General features: G+C 38.7%; 19 protein-coding genes and 2 tRNA genes. 9 read left to right on the forward strand and 12 right to left on the reverse strand.

Features of this window, described 5'->3' with window-relative positions; genetic code table 11:
• The first annotated feature begins 126 nt into the window (after window positions 1-126).
• The 3 genes from ACEW8O_RS12280 to ACEW8O_RS12290 all read left to right on the forward strand — a co-directional run bounded on the left by ACEW8O_RS12280 (window position 127) and on the right by ACEW8O_RS12290 (window position 2045).
• A complete protein-coding gene (locus tag ACEW8O_RS12280; RefSeq protein ID WP_373494921.1) occupies window positions 127-873 on the forward strand; it encodes a hypothetical protein in 747 nt (248 codons plus the stop codon).
• Between the two features lie 104 nt (window positions 874-977).
• Window positions 978-1778, forward strand: coding sequence for a hypothetical protein (locus ACEW8O_RS12285; RefSeq protein ID WP_373494922.1), 801 nt, complete (start codon window positions 978-980; stop codon window positions 1776-1778).
• Between the two features lie 6 nt (window positions 1779-1784).
• Window positions 1785-2045: a hypothetical protein gene (locus tag ACEW8O_RS12290; RefSeq protein WP_373494923.1), complete on the forward strand. Its 261-nt coding sequence runs from the start codon at window positions 1785-1787 to the stop codon at window positions 2043-2045.
• A 37-nt stretch (window positions 2046-2082) separates the two neighbouring features.
• Here ACEW8O_RS12290 and ACEW8O_RS12295 read toward each other — a convergent pair.
• From ACEW8O_RS12295 to ACEW8O_RS12305, 3 genes are all read right to left on the reverse strand, one after another.
• Window positions 2083-2156, reverse strand: a tRNA-Ala gene (locus ACEW8O_RS12295).
• Between the two features lie 340 nt (window positions 2157-2496).
• Window positions 2497-3117, reverse strand: a complete 621-nt coding sequence (recR, locus tag ACEW8O_RS12300) for a recombination mediator RecR (RefSeq protein ID WP_373494924.1) — start codon at window positions 3115-3117, stop codon at window positions 2497-2499.
• 11 nt (window positions 3118-3128) lie between these two features.
• Window positions 3129-3422, reverse strand: coding sequence for an ATP-dependent Clp protease adaptor ClpS (locus tag ACEW8O_RS12305; protein ID WP_373494925.1), 294 nt, complete (start codon window positions 3420-3422; stop codon window positions 3129-3131).
• A 53-nt stretch (window positions 3423-3475) separates the two neighbouring features.
• Between ACEW8O_RS12305 and ACEW8O_RS12310 the strand changes: the two genes are divergently transcribed.
• Window positions 3476-4918: a sodium:solute symporter gene (locus tag ACEW8O_RS12310; RefSeq protein ID WP_373494926.1), complete on the forward strand. Its 1443-nt coding sequence runs from the start codon at window positions 3476-3478 to the stop codon at window positions 4916-4918.
• Window positions 4919-4920: 2 nt separating this feature from the next.
• Here ACEW8O_RS12310 and ACEW8O_RS12315 read toward each other — a convergent pair whose 3' ends face one another.
• From ACEW8O_RS12315 to ACEW8O_RS12325, 3 genes are all read right to left on the reverse strand, one after another.
• Window positions 4921-5286 (reverse strand): helix-turn-helix domain-containing protein, encoded by a 366-nt coding sequence (locus ACEW8O_RS12315; RefSeq protein WP_373494927.1) that lies wholly within the window; start codon window positions 5284-5286, stop codon window positions 4921-4923.
• Window positions 5287-5397: 111 nt separating this feature from the next.
• A complete protein-coding gene (locus ACEW8O_RS12320) occupies window positions 5398-5739 on the reverse strand; it encodes an MGMT family protein (protein WP_373494928.1) in 342 nt (113 codons plus the stop codon).
• The gene (locus ACEW8O_RS12325; RefSeq protein WP_373494929.1) at window positions 5729-6604 is read right to left on the reverse strand and encodes a mechanosensitive ion channel family protein; all 876 of its coding nucleotides are present in this window, start codon (window positions 6602-6604) and stop codon (window positions 5729-5731) included. Before ACEW8O_RS12325 ends, ACEW8O_RS12320 begins: the two co-directional genes overlap by 11 nt.
• Window positions 6605-6667: 63 nt before the next feature.
• Between ACEW8O_RS12325 and ACEW8O_RS12330 the strand changes: the two genes are divergently transcribed.
• The 3 genes from ACEW8O_RS12330 to ACEW8O_RS12340 are packed head-to-tail and all read left to right on the forward strand — an operon-like array spanning window position 6668 to window position 8494.
• Entirely contained in the window at window positions 6668-7345 is a 678-nt protein-coding gene (locus tag ACEW8O_RS12330) for an SDR family oxidoreductase (protein WP_373494930.1), read from the forward strand.
• Between the two features lie 13 nt (window positions 7346-7358).
• Window positions 7359-8045 carry a head GIN domain-containing protein gene (locus ACEW8O_RS12335; RefSeq protein ID WP_373494931.1) on the forward strand — a complete coding sequence of 229 codons (687 nt, stop codon included), beginning with the start codon at window positions 7359-7361 and terminating at the stop codon, window positions 8043-8045.
• Complete coding sequence (locus ACEW8O_RS12340) at window positions 8042-8494, forward strand: nuclear transport factor 2 family protein (protein ID WP_373494932.1); 453 nt, start codon at window positions 8042-8044, stop codon at window positions 8492-8494. Before ACEW8O_RS12335 ends, ACEW8O_RS12340 begins: the two co-directional genes overlap by 4 nt.
• Before the next feature lie 110 nt (window positions 8495-8604).
• On the opposite strand, the gene ACEW8O_RS12345 is transcribed toward ACEW8O_RS12340, so the two are convergent.
• The 6 genes from ACEW8O_RS12345 to ACEW8O_RS12370 form a co-directional block, all read right to left on the reverse strand.
• A complete protein-coding gene (locus tag ACEW8O_RS12345; RefSeq protein WP_373494933.1) occupies window positions 8605-8820 on the reverse strand; it encodes a hypothetical protein in 216 nt (71 codons plus the stop codon).
• A 102-nt stretch (window positions 8821-8922) separates the two neighbouring features.
• On the reverse strand, window positions 8923-10848 hold the full coding sequence (locus tag ACEW8O_RS12350) for an OmpA family protein (protein WP_373494934.1): 1926 nt from the start codon (window positions 10846-10848) through the stop codon (window positions 8923-8925).
• A gap of 54 nt (window positions 10849-10902) precedes the next feature.
• Complete coding sequence (locus tag ACEW8O_RS12355) at window positions 10903-11394, reverse strand: hypothetical protein (protein ID WP_373494935.1); 492 nt, start codon at window positions 11392-11394, stop codon at window positions 10903-10905.
• A 168-nt stretch (window positions 11395-11562) separates the two neighbouring features.
• Window positions 11563-12771: an ATP-binding protein gene (locus tag ACEW8O_RS12360; RefSeq protein WP_373494936.1), complete on the reverse strand. Its 1209-nt coding sequence runs from the start codon at window positions 12769-12771 to the stop codon at window positions 11563-11565.
• Between the two features lie 186 nt (window positions 12772-12957).
• Complete coding sequence (locus tag ACEW8O_RS12365) at window positions 12958-13749, reverse strand: (Fe-S)-binding protein (protein WP_373494937.1); 792 nt, start codon at window positions 13747-13749, stop codon at window positions 12958-12960.
• Window positions 13750-13827: 78 nt separating this feature from the next.
• Window positions 13828-15162 (reverse strand): 4Fe-4S dicluster domain-containing protein, encoded by a 1335-nt coding sequence (locus ACEW8O_RS12370; protein WP_373494938.1) that lies wholly within the window; start codon window positions 15160-15162, stop codon window positions 13828-13830.
• Between the two features lie 104 nt (window positions 15163-15266).
• On the opposite strand from ACEW8O_RS12370, the gene ACEW8O_RS12375 reads away from it, so the two are divergent.
• Both ACEW8O_RS12375 and ACEW8O_RS12380 read left to right on the forward strand, forming a co-directional pair.
• Window positions 15267-15339, forward strand: a tRNA-Phe gene (locus ACEW8O_RS12375).
• A 209-nt stretch (window positions 15340-15548) separates the two neighbouring features.
• A partial coding sequence (locus ACEW8O_RS12380; protein ID WP_373494939.1) for an RNA polymerase sigma factor occupies window positions 15549-15951 on the forward strand: 403 nt, incomplete at its 3' end.

Below are 15951 nucleotides of genomic sequence, written 5' to 3' on the forward strand. Positions count from 1 at the left end.
TGCTTTCTTAATAATCTAAATGAGTGGTAAGATGCGTACATGTAGTTTCAAACTCCGCTTTGACGGGGCATTTTTTTCAAAAAGAAAATTTGATTTCTATATGTGTCCAACTCTAAACTTCTTGTAATGAGAATCATATTTCTTATCAATGCCACAGAACAGGATAAATCAAGATTTATAGCCGAAAATTATAAGGATAGAGAAAAGTGCAAAATCCTGGATACAAGTGATTTGTTCAATTACAGGGCTCTAGATCTTTCTGATGATAACTTAGAACAAAAAGACATAGTGGAACTTGGGATCCAATCCCTTATCAAAGGCTGTGATTTAGTGGTGGAATATGTAAAACAAAAGCAGGAAACCGATTTGAATATACTGATTCATTCAGCCGAAAATATTGGATTGAAAACAGAAGTCATTGATTTCCATAATGAATTAAAAAATGCACAATGGATTTCAGGTATTGATCACTTGGCCAGGAATAGAATTATCAGGACGATCATCAGTACTTATGCGGAAAGTATAGGTATAGAAGAAATATGTGTGGTAGGTGGGAAAAATGTTTTAATTAAATTTTATAAACATAAAAATAAGGGCAATGAAATATTTTTTTATGCCACCAATCAAAAGTGTATTTTCAATTATAACTTCGATGAAGAGTTTGGTCAAAACCACGGTGAAAGAGAAGTAAAAGAATTTAAGAGTTTTCAGGAAGCTTTCGAAAACATTCAGAGTAAATACCATATTTTTCAATTATACCCACTGAGGATAAATGAAAAGTACACAAGTGCTTTCAATAAGGCCTATCAAAAATTCCTTGGATTTCAAAAAACCGATTTCAATTTCAAGGAATGGAATGAATTTTTGAATTGATTTCCAACCAATATTTTATTGGGACAATAGCTGTCATTTATTTTTTCATTAATTCGTGTTTGCGTAAATTGATTAGGTAATCATAACACAAAAATCAACAGAATATGAACAAGATAATTTTTGTAATCGGTGCACCCGGTACAGGAAAAAGTACATACATCCAAAATAAATATAAAGACGGTGTAAAATTCTTTCTTCTGGACATTTCTTTGCAAAGTCAAAAGCTATTTGGAAATACTGGGGCGATTGATGATTTGTCCAATTTGGCGGAAATTTACAATACATTGACAGAGGAAGGAATGTTCGCCCTTTTTGAAGGGATTGACCTAGTGGTTGAATATTGTATATCCGGCAATGACGGGGAATTCATGAATTCCCTGAAGCAAGCAAGAAGTTGCGGGCTGAGAACCGAAATTATCCAAATGACTTTGGATAAAGACCTGGCATGGGAGAGGGTACAACATGCTGATGCTTCCTATTTCCCCTCCTTAAAAACCAATGAAGAAACTTTGGAGATTTTACAGGGTGTTATTGAATCCTATTCCATGAATCTTGATTTTGAAGAGATATGCACTATTGGTCTAGACGATGGTTTTCTTAAATTTTTTAGAAAAGGAGAGGAGGGAAATGAAACCTTCTTCTTCGTCAATGATGATACTGTCATCTTTGATTTTGAACCTGAATTTGAATTTCAGAAATCCGAGGAAACATTTTATGTCAAAGAATATCCCGGTTTTGAGGAGGCTATAAATGGCTTATTGAATCAATTTGACATTTCGAGGCTATATCCTCTAAAGGTGAATGACAAATTTATGGGGGCGTTTCAGAAAGTTTATCAACAACATCTACTTGATGCCGGAAACGGTCAGTTTACTGGGACAGAATGGAATCAGGTTTTAAACTGATAAATAGTGGATACTTATAAATTAAGACTTTTGGATGCATGCTCGGCGGTTGCAAAAGCAAGGAATGAACTGTTTACCGCCATGATAAATGTTGGAATGAGCGGAGAATTCAGAGAATTGGATGAGCTTTTTGAAGAGGGGGATTTCTTCCAATTTGAGAAATCACACTTTCAGGATTGCAAGGATATCAATCTTGGGATGCTGATGGAATTAATTGAGAAGCTTGATGAAACCCATTCAAAATTGGTGAATTTGAACGCAATTTAAATAAAAAAAGCAATCTGAATATTCAGACTGCTCTAAGTGGAGGATAACGGAGTCGAACCGATGACCTCTACACTGCCAGTGTAGCGCTCTAGCCAGCTGAGCTAATCCCCCATTTATTTGTATTTGCACTCTAGCCATCCCGATAGCTATCGGGACAATCCCCCAATTTTATTTATATCAATCCTCTAGCCATCCCGATAGCTATCGGGACAATCCCCCAATTTTATTTATATCAATCCTCTAGCCATCCCGATAGCTATCGGGACAATCCCCCTTTAATTTATGTTTCATGACTCTAGCCATCCCGATAGCTATCGGGACAATCCCCCTTTAATTTATGTTTCAGGACTCTAGCCATCCCGATAGCTATCGGGATAATCCCCCCATAAATTTATTCCCCCATTTGGGATTGCAAATATAGAAAGCCTTTTGAATTGCGCAAAGGAAATTATCAATCTGCGGAATAATTTACGCGTGTCAGAATACTCCTTCCTAGGGTGACCTCATCTGTATATTCCAATTCTCCTCCGATGGGGATTCCCCGAGCGATGGTGCTTACTTTGACCTTAAGTTCCTTGAGTTTCCTAGTGATGTAAAAGGAAGTGGTGTCCCCTTCCATGGTTGCGGGCAGCGCTAAAATCACTTCTTCTACCTGTTCATCCGATTTCGAATTTCTGATCCTTTCGATGAGCGACTCTATATTGAGCTCATCAGGGCCTATTCCTTGGATCGGTGAAATCACCCCGCCAAGTACATGATAAAGCCCGTTGTATTGTGAAGTATTTTCAATTGCAAGCACATCAGGAATATCTTCGACCACGCAGATTAAATGCTTATCTCTTCGTTTACCTGAGCAGATACTGCATATTTCTGAATCAGAGATATTGTGGCAGATATTGCAATACTTAATATCTTTTCTAAGGGAAGTGATTGAGTTAGCGAGAGCCTCTGAAACGGATTCTTTTTGCTTTAGTAGATGAAGTGCCAGTCTGAGAGCTGTTTTTTTACCGATACCTGGAAGCCTGCTGATTTCATTGACTGCATCTTCTATCAATTTTGAGGGGAAATTCACAAATCAGGGGATTATGAGACTGTGGCTTGAATACCTGCATCCAAAATTGCCTCGCACATGGGCTTCAGCTTTTCTCTACTGCCCTTTTTTACAGCACATTTACCTTTGTAGTGGATAATGAGAGTACATTGTTCGGCTTGTTCAGGTGTATGTTGACAGACTTTGATCAAAATTTTGGCTACATGCTCAAAAGTATTGACATCATCATTGAAGACAATCAGTTCACTTTCTTCAATGTCCACCAATTCTTCCAGCAGGACATCTTCTACTTCTACCATGGGGTATGCTTGTGTTTGCGAATTCATTTTGCAAATTTAATTATTATAGACAACTTAGCATAATTGACCTTCAATCATCTATGGATTCAAATTTAGTTTTAATCGTCATAACATCATATTTTGTTCTCTTGTTTTTGATTTCATGGTTTACATCAAGGAACGTTTCTAAAGATACATTTTTCACGGGAGATAGGCAGTCGCCATGGTTTTTGGTGGCATTTGGTATGATTGGAGCCTCTCTTTCAGGGGTTACTTTTATTTCAGTGCCCGGAGAAGTGGGGAATACCAATTTTTTTTATTTCCAAGTGGTGCTGGGGTATACATTGGGTTATTTTGTGATTGCCAAGGTTTTGCTTCCTTTATACTATAGGCTGAATCTGGTCTCGATATACGCATATTTAGAAGATAGATTCGGCTTTTGGTCTTATAAATCCGGTGCCTTTTTCTTTATCCTTTCAAGAACACTTGGATCTTCTATTCGGGTGTTTTTGGTTGCGGGCGTATTGCAGTTGATCCTATTTGACCAATGGGGCATCCCATTTTGGGTTTCAGTTTTGATTACAGTTTCCCTGATTTGGATTTATACCCATAAGGGAGGTATTAAAACTGTCGTTTGGACAGATACGCTACAAACTTTCTTTATGCTTTTGGCTGTAGGGGTAAGTATTTACCTGATAGGCAAAGATCTTGGTATTCTTAAAATCTCAGAATTTGTTGGGACCATAGCTTCGGATTCAAGGTCGGAGATCTTTAATTGGGATTGGCAGTCAGGGACTAATTTTTTTAAGCAGTTTGCCTCAGGTGCTTTTATCACCATTGTGATGACAGGATTAGACCAGGATATGATGCAGAAGAACCTCACCTGTAGGAATATTGGAGATGCCCAAAAAAACATGTTCTGGTTTACAATCATTCTCGTGTTTGTTAACCTGATGTTTCTATGTCTTGGCTTGTTACTTTATCTTTATGCAGAAACCAATGGTGTGGCCCTACCCTTGAGATCGGATGATTTGTACCCTTTATTGGCAACACAGGAATTTACCGCTTTTGCAGGAATTGTTTTTGTGTTGGGTATTACGGCTGCGGCATACTCAAGCGCCGATTCCACATTGACGGCTTTAACGACTTCTTTCTGTTATGACTTTTTAGAAATAGAAAAAAGATATGAGAAAGACAGACAGGTAACCGTACGTAAACAGGTCCATATCGCATTCACCCTGCTGATGTTTTTGGTCATTCTGGCTTTTCGATGGTTGAATGACCAAAGCGTCATCAATGCTGTATTTATTATTGCAGGATATACTTATGGGCCTTTGTTGGGCTTGTATGCCTTTGGTTTGTTTACTAAATGGAAAGTGAAAGATAAACTGGTGCCCTATTTGGCTGTATTGGCACCGGTTTTGGCTTTCCTGATCAGTCAGAATTCTGAAAATTTACTATGGGGATATAAATTTGGTTTTGAGATTTTGATACTCAATGGATTGTTAATGTTTACAGGATTGTACCTGATAAGGAAACGTTGACCTCAAAGTTCTTGCTTAGCAAGAAGGTCATTGATTTTCTTAAGTTTGATGATGTTACTTTCCAGTGAACTATTACTTCCATCCAAATCGACCAATACTGAAATAAGTCCATTTGATTTTTTCCCATTTTCGGAAGTATGAAGCACGGTCGGAGAGACGGATATTAATTCCTGAACGTCAACTTCGTACAAATTGGCCAATTTGATGGCATCTTCCATTTTCAGGTTGGACCTTCCCTGTTCATATCTGGAATAAGCTGTGTAATCTTTTTTTCCTAAATATTCAGCGATGTATTCTTGTGTATAACCTCTAAGAACTCTATGCTTACGAAGATTTTCTGCGATGTTACTTTTCAATGCTGTTTCCATACGACAAACGATTTTTTCTGTTTCATACAAAAAGCATACACATTTGACTCATTTGGATAAAAAATGTTAAAATATATTATATTTTATATGTTTAATACCTCAAATAGGTGATTATATATCTAATTCCAGATTGTTTGGATCCCAAAAATGATCCTCAAAATTCTGGATTTTATCATGGATGACCTTTACTCCCTCTTTGCTGAGCAACATTTCCATTTCTGAGGGATTTGAAAAGTGGTGCTTGCCTGTAAGGACACCGTTTCTGTTCACTACCCTGTGTGCAGGAACATCAGTTTGGATATGGGAAGCATTCATAGCATAGCCAACCATCCTTGCTCCGCTTTTAAGGCCCAAATAGTTGGCAATGGCACCATATGAAGTCACTTTACCCTTCGGTATCAACCTGACCACTTGATAGACAAGGTCGAAATAATTTTCCTTTTCAGTTTTCATTGAATAGTGATAATAAAAATTGATGTAATTCAGCCTGAACTTCGGCTTCTCTCTCAACAGGAGTTTCAAATGATACTTTCAAGGTTATAAATTCCTTTTGTATTTTCTGAAGCGTAAGATTTAGATTTGAAATGGACTTTTCTTCCACCCTATTTGCAAAAGTCTCCTTTAATTTTGAATTGATCGTAGAGATATCATATTTAAATCCATGGGGCAACTCTATGGGGAATTCTATTTTCTTTTTCTCCAGATTTCTGAAATTGGTTACCTGTGCATTCAAAATCAGACTATTCGGAACCATGGTCTTGTAACCGTCATCTTTTTTCAGGACCACATTGAGTAGAGTAATGTCCTCAATCACTCCTTGAGTTTTCCCGATCTGAATCGTATCGCCAAGTGAAAATTGATCTGTAAACATCATGATAAGTCCATTGATGATATTGGTCACATAGTCTTTGCTCAAAATGGCGATGGCTGCAGCCACAATGGTCAGGCTTGTGAGAAATTCCAATGGCTGAATATCAAATGCCAGCATGAAGGCTATAAGAAAAACCAATGAATTTAGTATATTGGAAATCCAGGAAATACCCAATAAAAAGTTGCCATGAACCTTTTCATCTTTAGCTTTACGTAAATAAATTCTTGCCGTAATGAGACGGGCCAGGGAAATTATGATATTTCCACCTAGTAAAAACAGAATTGCGGTATGCAAACTGTCCATTCCAGGATATTCATTAAGAAATTCCTGAACAACAGGTGAGAATCTTCCTCCAAAGAGAAAAGCCAGAAATATAAAAAGCTTGAGAAAAAAAATTCTCTTTTTCTTGGTTTCAATATTTTTGAAGGGTGAATTTGGGATTGTCATTGGTTAGGGTAAGATTGGAATGGTTTTGAATAAAATGAATGCAAACATAAAAAATTATTATTTATGGAAAGGAATATTATTGTGACCGGAGCTGCAGGTAATTTGGGAAAAGCAGTTGTTGAAAAATTCAAAAGAGAAGGCTATACGGTCATCGCAACAATTTTACCCGATTCGGGTGATGAAGTGGAAGAGGCCGATGATGTATATGAACTTGATGTCTCAGACGAAAAAGCAGTTGCTGCTTTTGCCAGTGAATATCACCTCCAATATGGCGAAGTGGACGCCATCGGACTATTGGTGGGCGGATTTGGAATGGGCGATATTGAGCAGACCAGTATAGAAGATATTGAAAGTATGTTTAAACTGAATTTTTACTCAGCTTTCAATATGGTCAAAAACTTCCTTCCTGTAATGAAGAAAGCAGATTTCGGGAATTTTTTATTTATGGGAGCGAGGCCGGCCCTTCATGCAGCGGATGGAAAAAGCGTTGTGGCATACGCTTTGAGTAAAAGTCTTGTAGGGGAATTGGCAAAATACGTGGCGGAAGAATCAAAAAATACAAAAATCAGGGCACATATCTTCGTCCCAAGTATTATTGACACACCGGAAAACCGGGAGGCCATGTCCGATTCGGACTTTTCCAATTGGGTAAGTCCTTCTGAAATCGCCGAAGCCATGCACTTTGCAGTCAATAGTCCCGCACTAAGAAACACCACTTTCAAATTATATGGAAGTACTTAAAAACTAAACCAAAATGAAAAATACAGCGAAACTTATGCTATTGTTGGTCTTTATGTTGATCGGGACAATTCAGGCCCAAACCCAAAAAGACAGCAGAGATTTAAGGGATTTTAATGCAGTCAAAGTTTCCAATTCCATTAAAGCTGAATTGGTCAAAGGAGATCAGAATATAGTGGAAATTACAGTCTCCGGCATTGATGTTGGAAAGGTAGAAACAACGGTGGTTGGGGAGACCCTTGAGATAAGATTGGCCAGGGGAAACTTCAGAAATCATGCAGTATCAGTTGTCGTGACCTATGTGGAATTATTGGGAATAGAAGCCAATACAAGTGCCAGTGTTGTTTCAAAAGACCCCATCGTTGCACAGGAAGCCTATCTTTTTGCCACTACTAACGCTTATCTGGAAGCTGAGGTCGAAGCTGATGTTTTAAGTGTTGATGCCGCGACCAATGCCAGGATTTTTGTCAGAGGTGAAGTGGATGAGTTGAATGTCAAAGCTTTTACCAATGCTGAAATAGATGGGAAAAATCTGACGGGGAAGCAAATTGAATTGCAGGCCAATACTGCAGCAACTATTCATTTTAATGCAATATCCACCATAGAGGGCTCTGTAGCCACTGCCGCAAAGGTTTATTACGGGGGCAATCCCAAAGACGTGGATGTTAAAACTTCAACAGGTGGTTCAATCCAAAAAAGATGAGGAAACCTGTTTTGATTATATTGGGATTGATTTTCTTGGCTGTCTTTCCATTACAGGCGCAGGAAGAATTGGCTGTCCAGGAAGTAATTGCCTCTCTTTTTGATGGGATGAAAAATAAGGAAGCCGAAACTTTAAGGAAAGCATTTCATCCTGAAGCAACTATGCAAACTGTCATTTCTAATGATGCAGGAGCTGAATTGGGATCTAACACAGTTAGTGATTTTGTGGACCGAGTTGTTGGGACAGCAGAAGGCACCGTATTAGATGAAAGGATTTTGGATTACCAGATAAAAGTTGACGGGCAAATGGCATCTGCATGGACACCCTATGAATTTTATGTCAACAATAAGTTCAGCCATTGTGGTGTCAATTCTTTTCAGTTGATCAAAACTGTTGAGGGGTGGAAAATTACTTATATTATTGATACAAGGAGAAAAGAAGGTTGTTGATTGGTTATTGAAAATGCAGATTGGGAATGGCATCAATAACACCATTCATAAATTCATTCCTGAAGCTGGAAGTTTATTGCCGAGAAAATCAATCACTGCATTGGTATCTATTAAATACTGCGGTTATTCCATTCGTTACGGCTTTGGATTACGTAATTTTGAAGTTCATCAGCTACATCAGATGGCAATTTCCCAGCATACTTTTCAGATAGTTTTTGCTGCGGTTGGATACTTTTTTTTAGGACTTTGATAATATTTAAATCTTCCAAATCCTCTAAGAGCTTATAAGCCTTGTTATTATTGATTTGTACTAATACTGTTTCCATCATTATTTTATTTTAAAATTGTATGAACTAAAACCTGTACCTAAACTTATCGGCAGATTAAATGTTGCTCCTTTCTCCACCGTTTTGAAACAGTCACAAGTATCATTCCTTAATCTCAATCACCTTAAACTCAGTCCTTCTATTGGTTTGGTGTTCTTCTTCGGTTTGTGCATTTTCTATGATCAACTGACGCTTGCCATATCCTTTTGCAACCAATCTATCTTCTTCAATACCCTGTGACACAATGTAACCAACCGCCGATTCAGCCCTTCTTTGGGACAAAGCATCATTGTACGCATCACTTGCCCGGGCATCAGTATGAGAGCTTAATTCTATCCTGATACTAGGATTGTCTTTGAGTATTTTGACCAATTTATCCAACTCAATGGCCGCATCAGGCCTGATATCAGCCTTATCCAAATCATAGTAGATGTTGTCCAGCACGATTGACCTTTCCAGGATTAGCGGTTCCAGCACAATCGTCGTATCCAATGTTATATTGGTCACATCTTGGATCAGGTCTTCCACTCTCGGAGTTTTTCCCACTGTACTGTAATTGATGCTCTTTGTGAAATACCCGCTTTTTGAAGCGATGATAGAGAAATCTTGATTAGGTGTCAGCGTAAATCTCAACCTTCCGCTTTGGTTCGAGAAATCACCTCCGATATTCTTGTTGGTATTGTCATAAAGCACAACCCTTGTTTGGGGAAGGATTTTTTCAGTACCATCTTCATTGAGTTCCTTGGTGGTGACATTGAGGAGTACATTGACAATTTTTGGTTTAGGGGTTTTGTCCTCAAAATAATAGATATCATCATCACCCAATCCTCCCTCTCTGTTGGATGAAAGGAAACCCTCAGTGGGATATTTGGAAAAATAAATCCCAAAATCATCTGCTACGGAATTGATATTGGAACCAAGGTTTTTGACCTCCCAACCATTATCGGTTTTTTCAGCCACAAAAAGATCCAGTTTCCCAAAACCAGGATGTCCATCGGAAGCATAAAATAATTTTCCGTCAGGTGCCACATAGGGGAACATTTCATTGCCCATGGTATTGATCTGAGGGCCAAGACTGACAGCATTACCAAAATCGCCATTGGCTAATTTAGTTGCTTTATAGAGGTCCATTCCTCCCAAGCCATCAGGCCTTAAAGAGGCAAAGTATAATTCATTTCCATCAGGACTGAAAGCAGGCGTGGTATTGGTATAAAACTCATCCTCGTTGACCGGCATCCAAATCGGTTGTGTAAATCCTCCTCCTCTGAAATAGGAAGCAAATAGTTGGACATCAGGTAAATCTTTTGGAGACCGGGAGTTGGCCCTTGCGTAAATCAATGTATTACCATCAGGACTGATTGCCAAAGATCCCTGATTGAGATTTTCTTCATTTCTGAACTCAGGCAATTGTTGAATATTCTGAATATCGACTTTGATTCCATCTACTCTTGTCCTGAACATTTTGAGATATGGAGTGCCCGTTGCCAAATAAATACCACTGCTTGCTCTGTTGCTGGTAAAATATAAATAACCTTCATTAACTATAGGCGAATATTCTGCTAAAGGAGTGTTGAGTAACCGATAGTTTTCTACTTCGATGTATGGGAAATAATCTTCGATGGCCTCAATCTTTCCCAAATTGTCGATTTCTCTGTTTAAAAGTTTAAGGTAATTGTCATCTAAGGTTAAGTCTTTGGCTTTGGTAAATGCCTCTTTGGCTTCTTCATATTCCCCTTGGCTTTTCAAACTCTGACCAAGGCGGTAGAATGTATCAAATGTCTCCTCCTCCTCAGCCACTTTTTCATAATATGCCTTTGATTGCTCAATCCGGTTGGTAAGCCGATAACTCTCTGCCACATAAAAATTCGCATCTTTGTTTTCAGGCTCATCTTCCAAAATTTTTGAAAAAGAATTAATGGCAAGCTGATAATCACCGGCCTGAAACTGGTTTTGTCCTTTTTGGTACAAGCTGGTACATGAACTTATCAGGATAACCGTCAAAACCAGAAATACAGCAATTTGCTTCATAGATTTAATTAATGGATTATTCTGTGGGTTTTAAATATAGGACAATTATCAAAATTAATTTGCAAAGTATTTGTTCAGCCAACTTTCTTTTGCACTGATCAGCCATTTGTTTTGAAGATCGGATTTTTTTTGAATCACAGGGTTCAATATTGTAGTGTCCGACTTTAGGGTTCCTTCCTCAACTTTTGATTTGATACCAAACAAAGGACTTACCTCTAAGGAATCCCTATCAATCAAATAGGATACTTTTCCCTGATTGAGCAAGTCTATGGAAAGTTTGTTTTCGATTTCCTTCAACATCCTGACTGAACTATCAATAGAACAACCGCTAGCGCCCAATTGGCTTTCATCAACAGAAAGGATAATCACCTGATCAAAACGGATATCATAAGATGTCGGCATCAATGCTCCATGCGTATTCCATTTTTCGCAAAAATCGGCAAGTACATCCTTGATATATTTTTTCTCATCCGGATTTAACTTTCTGTCCGATTGATAAACCCAAACCCGTGCATGGTCCGGCATCTGATTGAATGGTAAATACATAAGCTGATATTTTATAATTCCTTAAATAAGGAGAATTCAGGCAAATTAGTTCTTCTAACTAACGGAGAAAAGGGTGGATTGGATATATTTCAAAATGATAAATCCGGTAATATTATCATGGTCTTCTTTTCTAGTTTGGATCAAGGCAAATTCCCAGAATTGTCTCCGTTAGGCCAAACCAAGCCATTTGTCAGCTTTTTCTTGTGCCCACTTCCAAAAAGGAATCAATTCAACTCCCCCTATGATATCTTCCTGATCAAATGTGACGATACAGGATTTGATCAGGTTTCCGGCTTTTTTTGCTTCTTCAATTCCTTTGATTTCCCGCTGTAAGTTTTCCTCATCTACTTTCCAACAGACCTGCACAGCAGCTATGATGACTTCATTCCATTTGACCAGAAAATCACATTCCCCTGATGAAGTTTTGAAATAGTATATTTCAGTAAATGATCTACGAAGCTGCAAATACACAAAATTTTCCAATCTCCTGCCCAAGTCCTTGGTGAAAGAGATACTATTGGCTACAGCCAAAGCAGGATCTATGGCATAGATTTTTTTTGGGTTGGCAATTTGTTTTCTGATTGAAGTGGCGTAAAGAGGGATCAGATCGAACAAATAACTCTCTTCCAAATAATCGCAATAGTCTATGACTGTACGGACTGACTTGATCTCCAAAAGCTGTCCCATTCGATTATAACTCAACTCTTTTCCAATATTTGAGCAGAGAAAAACTCCCAATCTCACCAATTGCATTTCATTGAGAATATTTCTTCTTACTGCCACATCCCTTGTGATGATATCTCTCAACAAAGTCCGGAGATATTCAGGATCTTGGTGTTGCAAATATTCAGGAAAACCCCCAAGTTCAAAATATGACTCAAAACTATCCTTCCCCGGAGTCATTTGCTTTAAATCCAGAAATTCCAGGTAACTAAATGGGAAAAGCTCTATCTGCTTATATCTTCCTGTCAAGCGGGTCCCTAATTCCCTACTCAGCATGCTGGCATTTGAACCGGTTATATATAGATGTTTTCCCTTTTCATGCAATGACCTCGCAAAAATCTCCCAACCTTCAACCCATTGCAATTCATCTAAAAGCATGACTTTATAGCCCAACTCTTCTTGTAAATCCTCGAGTTTGGGGAAATCGCTGACATCGAAACTCACCAGTCTTGGATCCTCAAAGTTCAAATACATTCCATCTTCTTGAAAGCTTTTTCTGATCAGCATACTCTTGCCACTTCTTCTTACACCCGTCACGATAATGACCCGCTTATCACCCAAAGGAATGTTGATTTCCCTCTTGATCATTAAATCCGAGACAAAATACCTGCTTTGGTCTGCTATTATTTCCTTTATCGTGTCTTTAGAAACCATCTAAACCATTGATTTACAATGCAAATATAAAAGCTTGTATTAGAAATACAAGTTTTTATGTATTGAGGATAAATGATATTATGTATTTAAAATACAAGCTTTTATAAAGGTTGAAAGTTAAATTTGGGATTAATCCCAAAAATTACCCTTCCAGTAAGTAGAGGGATATAAATTGATTTCCCAAAATTAAATCCCCATATCCTTCGCAAGCATTTCTGCCAGATCATAAACCTTGACATCATGCTCTCTATCCTTATTTTTGACCCCATCCGACATCATGGTCAAGCAAAAAGGGCATCCTACCGCTATGGTAGTTGCACCGGTTGCCAGGGCTTCTTCGGTTCTTTCGATATTGATGTCTTTATTACCGGGCTCGGGTTCTTTGAACATTTGGGCACCTCCTGCACCACAGCAAAGGCCTTTTGTCCGGCATCTTTTCATTTCCACCAATTCCACATCCAAAGCCTTGATGACTTCCCTTGGAGCCTCATACACATTATTGGCCCTACCTAAGAAACAGGAATCGTGAAAAGTGATTTTCTTGCCTTTAAATTCTCCACCACCTTTAAGAACTATTTTACCCTCGTTGATCAATTGCTGAAGAAACTGCGAATGATGAATGACCTCATAATTACCTCCCAGTGCCGGATATTCGTTTTTGATGGTATTGAAGCAATGTGGGCAGGCAGTGACTACTTTTTTCACCTCATAGCCATTCAATACATGGATATTTGCAACGGCCTGCATTTGGAATAGAAATTCATTTCCTGCCCTTCTCGCCGGGTCACCTGTACAAGCTTCTTCCGAGCCCAAAACGGCGAAACTGACCCCAACCTTATTGAGGATTTTCACAAAAGCCTGGGTCACTGTTTTGTAGCGGTCATCAAAAGAACCGGCACAGCCTACCCAGAAAAGAATTTCTGGACTTTCGCCGGAAGCGGCCATATCGGCCATGGTGGGTACTTTGTATGTTGACATCTTAGAATTTTAGATTTTAGATTGTAGATTGAAGCGAGAAGCGGGACTGTCTAAATTCTCGCTTCTCGGTTCTCGCTTCTAATCAATTTCTTCATTTTTTACCTGGTCTGCCCAATTGAATCTGTCGGTTGGTGCGAATTTCCATGGGGAGAAGCTGGTTTCCATATTCTGGAACATGGCATTCCATTGTGCAGGAGAACCGGATTCTTCCATCGCGACATACCTGCGCATCTGTAAGATAATTGAAAGCGGGTCGATATTGATTGGACACGCTTCCACGCAGGCATTGCAGGAAGTACAGGCGTTGATTTCTTCTTTGGTGGTATGGTCTCCCAAAAGCGACTTTCCGTCTTCTAATCCAGGACCTCCGGCATCAAGGCTTTTAACTACTTCTTCTGCCCGATCTCTTACATCCATCATGATTTTTCTTGGGGAGAGTTTTTTGCCTGTGATATTTGCGGGACACTCTGCAGTACATCTTCCACATTCGGTACAACTGAAAGCATTCATAATATTCACCCACGAAAGGTCATTAACGTCCTTTGCTCCAAACCTTGCAATTTCTGCGGGAGGTTCGCTTGAAGCTTCGGTCTGAATACCCAACATCATGTTGACTTCATTGGTGACCTCCTCCATATTTTTCATTTGGCCTTTAGGTTTCAAGTTGGAATACCAAGTATTAGGGAAAGCGAAGAAAATATGTGAATGCTTGGAATAAGTCACATAGATGGCAAATGCCAGGATTCCAACAATGTGGAACCACCATGCAAAACGCTCAATAAATATCAATGTGCCGTCCGAAATCCCCTGGAATATTGGTTGAATCAGACCGCTAAAAAATAGGCCCTGCAATGCAACATAATTTCCCACTCCTCTTTCTGCAAGAATCTGATCAGTGGCATTCATGGTCAGAATAGCAAACATCAAAACTATCTCAATGATCAAAATCAAATTGGCATCCAATGCCGGCCAGCCTTTGAGTTCCTTCATTGCCAACCGGTCAACTCTCATGATATTTCTTCTGATCAAAAAAGCAAAGCAGGATACCAATACTGCGATGGCCAAAAGTTCAAATATGTTCATGGACACATTATATAGACCACCAAGAAACGGTGCGAAAATCCTATGTTGACCGGATATGCCATCAATGATAAACTCCAGCACCTCAAGATTGATGATGATAAAAGCCACATAAATCAACAGGTGCAAGAATGCGGGGCCAAGTCTTTTGAACATTTTTTGTTGACCAAAGGCTACCAATAGCATGGTTTTCCATCGCTTTTCCGGATGGTCATTTCTTGCTTCACCTTTGCCCAGGAATATGTTTCTTCTTAGGTACCTTATCCTTTTTGTTAAGATATAGGCTGCTATGGCGAAAACAAGAAGAAAAACCAATTGCGGTAAAATGCTCATATTGTTTGTTTTATCGTTTTTTGATTGGGTTTATGGTAATTTTTTGTTCAAATGGTTTGCATGAAAGGTTCAAATATCTACCTTTGCATCACTTTATCAGAAACGGTGATATAGCTCAGTTGGTAGAGCATCGGACTGAAAATCCGTGAGTCGGTGGTTCGAGTCCACTTATCACCACAGGCCCCTTTGAAAGAAGGGGCTTTTTTTATGTCTATTACTTTTTTAAGCTCATTTAAACTAGAAATCATCTCACCAAATTTGATGTTGCAAAATAATAAATAGTAGGCATGCATACTATTTATGTCAATAATTTAAAATCAATCTAATCTCTGATTTTTTTTCCAAATTGCTGTAACATTTCCAAAAACCAATCATTACCTACCTGAATGAAGACATTTTTTGAAGCACATATATGGACGCTTAAAAGCAAACTCTACCGTATGGCCTACTTATGGGTAAAGGATAGGGACGTGGCGCAGGATGTGCTGCAAGCTGTTTTTGAAAAAGCCTGGCTAAAAAAAGATGAGCTTCAAAAAATGGAGAACCCAACAGGTTGGATGGTACGAAGTGTCAAAAATGAAAGTCTTCAACACTTCAGACAGATAAAAAGGTTTGAACCTTTGGGAGAAATGGAGATTGAAATTGATAATCCTGAAGTTGAAAACAAGAGCCATGATGTGAGTTTAGTTTTTAGGTTTTTGGATTCCTTGCCTGAAAAGCAAAAGGAGATATTTCAATTGAGAGAGGTGGAGGGATTGACCTATGAAGAGATTGCTGAATATTTGGAGA

Source organism: Aquiflexum sp., from assembly GCF_041749095.1.
In the GTDB taxonomy this organism is placed as follows: domain Bacteria; phylum Bacteroidota; class Bacteroidia; order Cytophagales; family Cyclobacteriaceae; genus Aquiflexum.

Bases quoted from the DNA above. Each gene is read 5' to 3' on its own strand.
- ACEW8O_RS12335 (WP_373494931.1), top strand. From the start codon at position 7,359: ATGAAAAATACAGCGAAACTTATGCTATTGTTGGTCTTTATGTTGATC.
- ACEW8O_RS12320 (WP_373494928.1), bottom strand. From the start codon at position 5,739: ATGAAAACTGAAAAGGAAAATTATTTCGACCTTGTCTATCAAGTGGTC.
- ACEW8O_RS12360 (WP_373494936.1), bottom strand. From the start codon at position 12,771: ATGGTTTCTAAAGACACGATAAAGGAAATAATAGCAGACCAAAGCAGG.
- ACEW8O_RS12285 (WP_373494922.1), top strand. From the start codon at position 978: ATGAACAAGATAATTTTTGTAATCGGTGCACCCGGTACAGGAAAAAGT.
- ACEW8O_RS12310 (WP_373494926.1), top strand. From the start codon at position 3,476: ATGGATTCAAATTTAGTTTTAATCGTCATAACATCATATTTTGTTCTC.
- ACEW8O_RS12280 (WP_373494921.1), top strand. From the start codon at position 127: ATGAGAATCATATTTCTTATCAATGCCACAGAACAGGATAAATCAAGA.
- ACEW8O_RS12325 (WP_373494929.1), bottom strand. From the start codon at position 6,604: ATGACAATCCCAAATTCACCCTTCAAAAATATTGAAACCAAGAAAAAG.
- ACEW8O_RS12340 (WP_373494932.1), top strand. From the start codon at position 8,042: ATGAGGAAACCTGTTTTGATTATATTGGGATTGATTTTCTTGGCTGTC.
- ACEW8O_RS12350 (WP_373494934.1), bottom strand. From the start codon at position 10,848: ATGAAGCAAATTGCTGTATTTCTGGTTTTGACGGTTATCCTGATAAGT.
- ACEW8O_RS12370 (WP_373494938.1), bottom strand. From the start codon at position 15,162: ATGAGCATTTTACCGCAATTGGTTTTTCTTCTTGTTTTCGCCATAGCA.
- ACEW8O_RS12345 (WP_373494933.1), bottom strand. From the start codon at position 8,820: ATGGAAACAGTATTAGTACAAATCAATAATAACAAGGCTTATAAGCTC.
- ACEW8O_RS12365 (WP_373494937.1), bottom strand. From the start codon at position 13,749: ATGTCAACATACAAAGTACCCACCATGGCCGATATGGCCGCTTCCGGC.
- ACEW8O_RS12315 (WP_373494927.1), bottom strand. From the start codon at position 5,286: ATGGAAACAGCATTGAAAAGTAACATCGCAGAAAATCTTCGTAAGCAT.
- ACEW8O_RS12330 (WP_373494930.1), top strand. From the start codon at position 6,668: ATGGAAAGGAATATTATTGTGACCGGAGCTGCAGGTAATTTGGGAAAA.
- ACEW8O_RS12355 (WP_373494935.1), bottom strand. From the start codon at position 11,394: ATGTATTTACCATTCAATCAGATGCCGGACCATGCACGGGTTTGGGTT.
- ACEW8O_RS12305 (WP_373494925.1), bottom strand. From the start codon at position 3,422: ATGAATTCGCAAACACAAGCATACCCCATGGTAGAAGTAGAAGATGTC.